Raw genomic sequence first — 4,985 nt, 5'->3', positions numbered from 1 at the left:
GGACAGGGGTGCCGGGCAGCGATCGCCGGCCATCGCGAATAGCTCCGCGAACCGCTTGTGGCCTTTCAGCAAAAGTGTACCAATGAGTCTCGAGTGGGATAGGCCGCAAGCCCTTGGGAGTTGATGTCCGCAACGCCGTTTGACGAAATGACCAATGCGGATGCCTCTGTCCGCGCGCCCTACCACATCCTGGAAGAGTGGCTGAAAGAGCAGCCTCCGCAAGCCCTGGGTCTGATGTCGGCTGACGCCGAAGCCCTGTTCCGACGCCTCGGCATCACCTTCGCCGTCTACGGCAGCAATGAAGGCACCGAAAAGCTCATCCCGTTCGACATCATCCCGCGCATCATCTCGGCGATGGAGTGGCGGCGACTGTCGAAGGGCATCGAGCAGCGGGTACGGGCGCTCAACGCTTTCCTCTACGACATCTACCACCGCCAGGAGATCCTGAAGGCTGGGCGGGTCCCGGAAAAGCTGATCCTCAACAACTCGGCCTTCTGCCCCGAGATGATGGGGCTCGACCCGGCGCGCGGGGTCTACTCACACATTATCGGCGTCGACATCGTCAGGACCGGGCCGGACGATTTCTACGTGCTGGAGGATAACCTGCGGACGCCCTCGGGCGTCAGCTACATGCTGGAGAACCGCGAGGCGATGCTGCAGCTCGCCCCGGAACTGTTCCAGCGCTACAAGGTGGCGCCAGTCGAGACCTATCCGGAAACGCTGCGCCGGACGATGGAGAGCGTGGCGCCGGCGGGCGTGCACGGCTCGCCCAACCTCGTAGTGCTGACCCCCGGTATCCATAACTCGGCCTATTTCGAGCACTCGTTCCTCGCCGACCAGATGGGCGCCGAGCTCTGCGAAGGGCAGGACCTGTTCGTCGACGGCGGCAAGGTTTACATGCGGACCACCAAGGGCCCCGAGCGGGTCGACGTGATCTACCGCCGCATCGATGACGATTTCCTCGATCCCCTGACCTTCCGGCCGGATTCGATGCTCGGCGTGCCGGGGCTGTTCGATGCCTATCGGGCGGGGAACGTCACGCTGGTCAATGCGCCAGGGACCGGCATCGCCGACGACAAGGCGGTCTATGTCTATGTGCCGGAGATCATCGAGTTCTATCTTGGTGAGAAGGCGCTGCTCAAAAACGTCCCCACCTATAATTGCACCCATGATGATGAGCGGGCCTATGTGCTCGAGCATCTCGAAGAGCTGGTGGTGAAAGAGGTGCACGGCTCGGGCGGCTACGGCATGCTGGTCGGGCCGGCCTCGACCAAGGCGATGCGCGAGGAATTCCGAAAGAAAATCCTCGCCCGCCCCGACAATTACATCGTGCAGCCGACGCTGGCGCTCTCGACCTGCCCGACCTTCGTCGACAAAGGGATCGCGCCGCGGCACGTCGACCTTCGGCCCTACGTGCTGTGCGGCGACGATATCCGCATCACCCCCGGCGGACTGACGCGCGTGGCGCTGAAGAAGGGCTCGCTGGTGGTGAACTCGTCGCAGGGCGGCGGGACCAAGGATACCTGGGTGCTGGAGGATTGAGGATGATCACCATTCAAACTGCCCCTCACCCCGCCCTTCGGGCACCCCTCTCCCTCAAGGGGAGAGGGGCGATGTGGCACGATCTCGCCCTCCGCCTCCCCTCTCCCCTTGAGGGAGAGGGTGCCCTGCGCAGCAGGGCGGGTGAGGGGCAGGAGCAAATGCCATGCTAGGCCGCACCGCCCAAAACCTGTTCTGGCTCAGCCGCTATATCGAGCGGGCCGAAAACGTCGCCCGGATGTTCGAGGTGGGCTACCGGATGAGCCTCACCTCGCGGCGCGAGGGGGGCGCCTCGGAGCACCTGGTGTCGATGCTGCAGGCCGCCGAGGCCGACGAGGGCTTCAACCTCAAGCACAAGCAAGCCGACGTCGCGAGCGTTGCGCATTACATGCTGTTCGACGAGGAGAACTATTCCTCGGTTAAGTCGTGCCTCCTCGCGGCGCGCACCAATGCGCGGTCGGTGCGCACGGCGCTGACCACCGAGATGTGGGAATCGATCAACGCGGCGTGGCTGGAGTTCTCGGCCATCCGGCCGCGCGATATCTCGGGGGCCAAGCTCCAGGAGCTGCTGTTCTGGGTCAAGCAGGTGAGCCACCGCTATCGCGGCGCTCTGCTCTCGACCTTCCTCCGCGATGCCGGCTACGCCTTCAGCCAGATCGGCAATTTCGTCGAGCGCGCCGACAACACGGCGCGTATCCTCGACATGAAGTATTACGTACTGCTGCCACGCGCCACCATGGTGGGCGGCGACGTCGATATCCAGCAATGGACGATGATCCTGCGCGCAGCATCGGCGCATCGCAGCTATCGGCACGTCTACCACGACCGCTACAAGGCGTGGAACATCGCCGACTACCTGATCCTCAGGCCGGAAATGCCGCGCTCGCTGATTTTCTGCGTGCAATGGATCAACCGCACCATCGACATGCTCGAGGAAATCTACGGCGAACGCACGGCCGGACATGACGCCGCCGACGCGGTGACGGCGCTGGTGATGGACGCCAGTGTCGACAAGATCTTTGAGCATGGCCTGCACGAATTCCTGACCGAGTTCATCGACCGCAACAACCGGATGACGGACGCCCTCGCCGAAAGCTACAATTTCTACTGATGAAGATCGCTATCCGACATTCGATGAGCCTTGGACTTGGCGCCGGCGTGGCCCGCGGGGTGCAGCACGTGCTGCTGACGCCGGTGAGCGGGCCGACACAAACGGTGCGCGAGTGGGCGATCGAGATGCCCGGCATGGACAAGGCGGCGAGCTTTGTCGATGCCTTCGGCAACCGGGCGCAGCTGGTGAGCCAGATCAAGCCCGACCCGGAACTGGTGATCACCGTCGCCGGGATCGTCGAGACTATCGACCGCAATGGGGTGATCGGCCGGGTGCAGGGCGACATTCCGCCGGCGCTTTATCGCCGCCCAACCCCAGCCACCAAGGCGGCCGGGGCGATTACCTCAAAATTCCGTGCGGCACCGAAGACCGGGCAAGACCGCATCGCCTTGCTGCACGCGCTGATGGCGCGGGTCGCCGAAGTGGTCGGCGGCAGCGAGCAGACCCAGACGCAGGATGGGCAGAGCCAGAGCCAGTCGCAGGCAGCTGCCGTGCACCCGCCGGCCAGCGACTATGCCCATGGCTTCATCGGCGCGGCGCGGGCCCTGGAAATCCCGGCGCGCTATGTCACCGGCTACCTCTACGGCAGCGACAGCGAACAGCCGGCCCTGCATGCCTGGGCCGAAGCCTGGGATGATGGGCTCGGCTGGATCGGGTTCGATGCGATGCTGCTGCTCTGCCCAACCGATCGGCACGTCCGTGTCGCGGTCGGCCTCGACGCCACCTCGACCATGCCGGTCCGCTCGATCCCGGTCGCCGGCGAGCCGCAGGTGCTGGCGATAAGCGTTGAGGCGGCGCAGTAGAGGCCGGCCACGGCATGATCCTGGTCATTGCGGCTGTAACGTCTCTGATCACGATCTTCGCCGAACCCCTCGGTTGGTTGCTATCGGCTTCGCCCTTGCTGCGGGTTGGTTCAGAGCACCGGTGCTTGCAGTTGCCGGTCTCGCCGCGATCACGGCAACAACGCGACTGCTCCTCTATTCGCCTGCCCCGGAAGATCTGGAGGCGTTGAGCCGATCACAGCAATCTAACCACGCCACGTTAGAGGCATTGATTGGCATTCAGCCCTGGATGAATGCAGGCGCCATGGTACTGGTCGTCGTCCTCATGTTCCGGGTCGGACGGTGGCTGCGAGGTTTGGTGCGGCGTCTCCTTGCTGCCGCCGAAGAACTCCGCTGACTACAACCCCAGCAGATACAGCCAGCCGCTCACTGTCAGCAGGCTCAGCACCGTCGAGATCAGGATGCTGTTGGCGGCGATGTGGACGGAGCGGTTGTAGTAGGTAGCGAAGACATAGACGTTGATGCCGGCCGGCATGGCGGCGAGCAGCACGCCGTAGCGGGCGAGATCGTGGTCGATGTGGAGGATCGGCACCATGATCACCCAGGCGATGGCCGGCTGCAGCAAGAGCTTCAGCAGCGACATAGTGAGCGACTGGCCCCAGCTGTCACTGAGCTTGTAGTCGTTGAGCGCCCCACCGAGGCCGAACAGCGCGGCGGGGGTGACCGCGGCCGCCATCATGGTGATGAAGGCTTCGGCCGGCTCAACCAGGGTCACGTTCATCAGGTTGGCGGCGGCGCCGAGCGCGATGCCCCAGAGCAGCGGATTGGCGACCACCCGCATCAGCGCCACGCCGAGCGTCTTGTGCAGTGGCGCGCCATCGCGACGCAGCAGCTCCATGGTGATCATGCCGGCGGTGATCAGCACCGGGGCATGGAAGGCGATGATCGAGAAGGCGGTGGCCAGCGCTTGATCGCCATAGGCGCGCTGCACCACAGGAATGCCGACCAGCACGGTGTTGGTGAAGGTGGCCGAAAAGCCGGAGGCGACGGCCTCGCCCGGCTTGTTGCGGAACAGCTTCGCCGAGACGACGATGCCGACGATGAACACCACGATCGCCCCGACATAAAACGGCACGATGACGCCCCAGTTGAACGTCGTCGCGAAGTCGGTGTTGAGCATGGCGTTGAACAGCAGGCACGGGGTCGCGAAGTTGTTCACGAACACCACCAGCCCACGCACCCCCTCGGACGGAAACAGCCTGAGCCGCACCGCGCCATAGCCCAGCGCGAGCATGGCGAAAACCGGCAGGATGACGTTGAGAATGGCGAGCATGGTCGGCCGGTCGGGAGAGGTGTTTCCTGATGCACGGGATGGGCGCGGGGGTCAATGGTAGGGAGGGCTAACTGATAGAGACGGCCCCCTCCCTCGCCATTCGAGCGTAGCTCTCATGGCCTTCTTCCCTCAAATCGCTCCACTGGAGCGATTTGCCCTTCGGGACGGCTCGAAGTCCCCCATGAAGGGGGAGGTGAAGAGCTGTCTCTTATCCACCTCT

At 64.1% G+C, this 4,985-nt stretch carries 4 protein-coding genes; 3 read left to right on the top strand and 1 reads right to left on the bottom strand.

Annotated features, from left to right (window positions below; genetic code table 11):
- Positions 1–123: 123 nt before the first annotated feature.
- From VW23_RS05415 to VW23_RS05405, 3 genes are all read left to right on the top strand, one after another.
- A complete protein-coding gene (locus VW23_RS05415) occupies positions 124–1,542 on the top strand; it encodes a circularly permuted type 2 ATP-grasp protein (protein ID WP_069908570.1) in 1,419 nt (472 codons plus the stop codon).
- A 163-nt stretch (positions 1,543–1,705) separates the two neighbouring features.
- Positions 1,706–2,650, top strand: coding sequence for an alpha-E domain-containing protein (locus VW23_RS05410; protein ID WP_069908569.1), 945 nt, complete (start codon positions 1,706–1,708; stop codon positions 2,648–2,650).
- On the top strand, positions 2,650–3,453 hold the full coding sequence (locus VW23_RS05405; RefSeq protein ID WP_069908568.1) for a transglutaminase family protein: 804 nt from the start codon (positions 2,650–2,652) through the stop codon (positions 3,451–3,453). The genes VW23_RS05410 and VW23_RS05405 overlap by 1 nt, the downstream gene beginning before the upstream one ends.
- 376 nt (positions 3,454–3,829) lie before the next feature.
- On the opposite strand, the gene VW23_RS05395 is transcribed toward VW23_RS05405, so the two are convergent.
- Complete coding sequence (locus VW23_RS05395) at positions 3,830–4,765, bottom strand: AEC family transporter (RefSeq protein ID WP_069908566.1); 936 nt, start codon at positions 4,763–4,765, stop codon at positions 3,830–3,832.
- Positions 4,766–4,985: the final 220 nt, after the last annotated feature.

Source organism: Devosia insulae DS-56 (assembly GCF_000970465.2).
Classification (GTDB): domain Bacteria; phylum Pseudomonadota; class Alphaproteobacteria; order Rhizobiales; family Devosiaceae; genus Devosia_A; species Devosia_A insulae.
This window is presented reverse-complemented; position numbering and strand designations above follow the sequence as displayed.

Coding starts and splice junctions, on each gene's coding strand:
- VW23_RS05415 (WP_069908570.1), top strand. CDS start 124: ATGTCCGCAACGCCGTTTGACGAAATGACCAATGCGGATGCCTCTGTC.
- VW23_RS05410 (WP_069908569.1), top strand. CDS start 1,706: ATGCTAGGCCGCACCGCCCAAAACCTGTTCTGGCTCAGCCGCTATATC.
- VW23_RS05405 (WP_069908568.1), top strand. CDS start 2,650: ATGAAGATCGCTATCCGACATTCGATGAGCCTTGGACTTGGCGCCGGC.
- VW23_RS05395 (WP_069908566.1), bottom strand. CDS start 4,765: ATGCTCGCCATTCTCAACGTCATCCTGCCGGTTTTCGCCATGCTCGCG.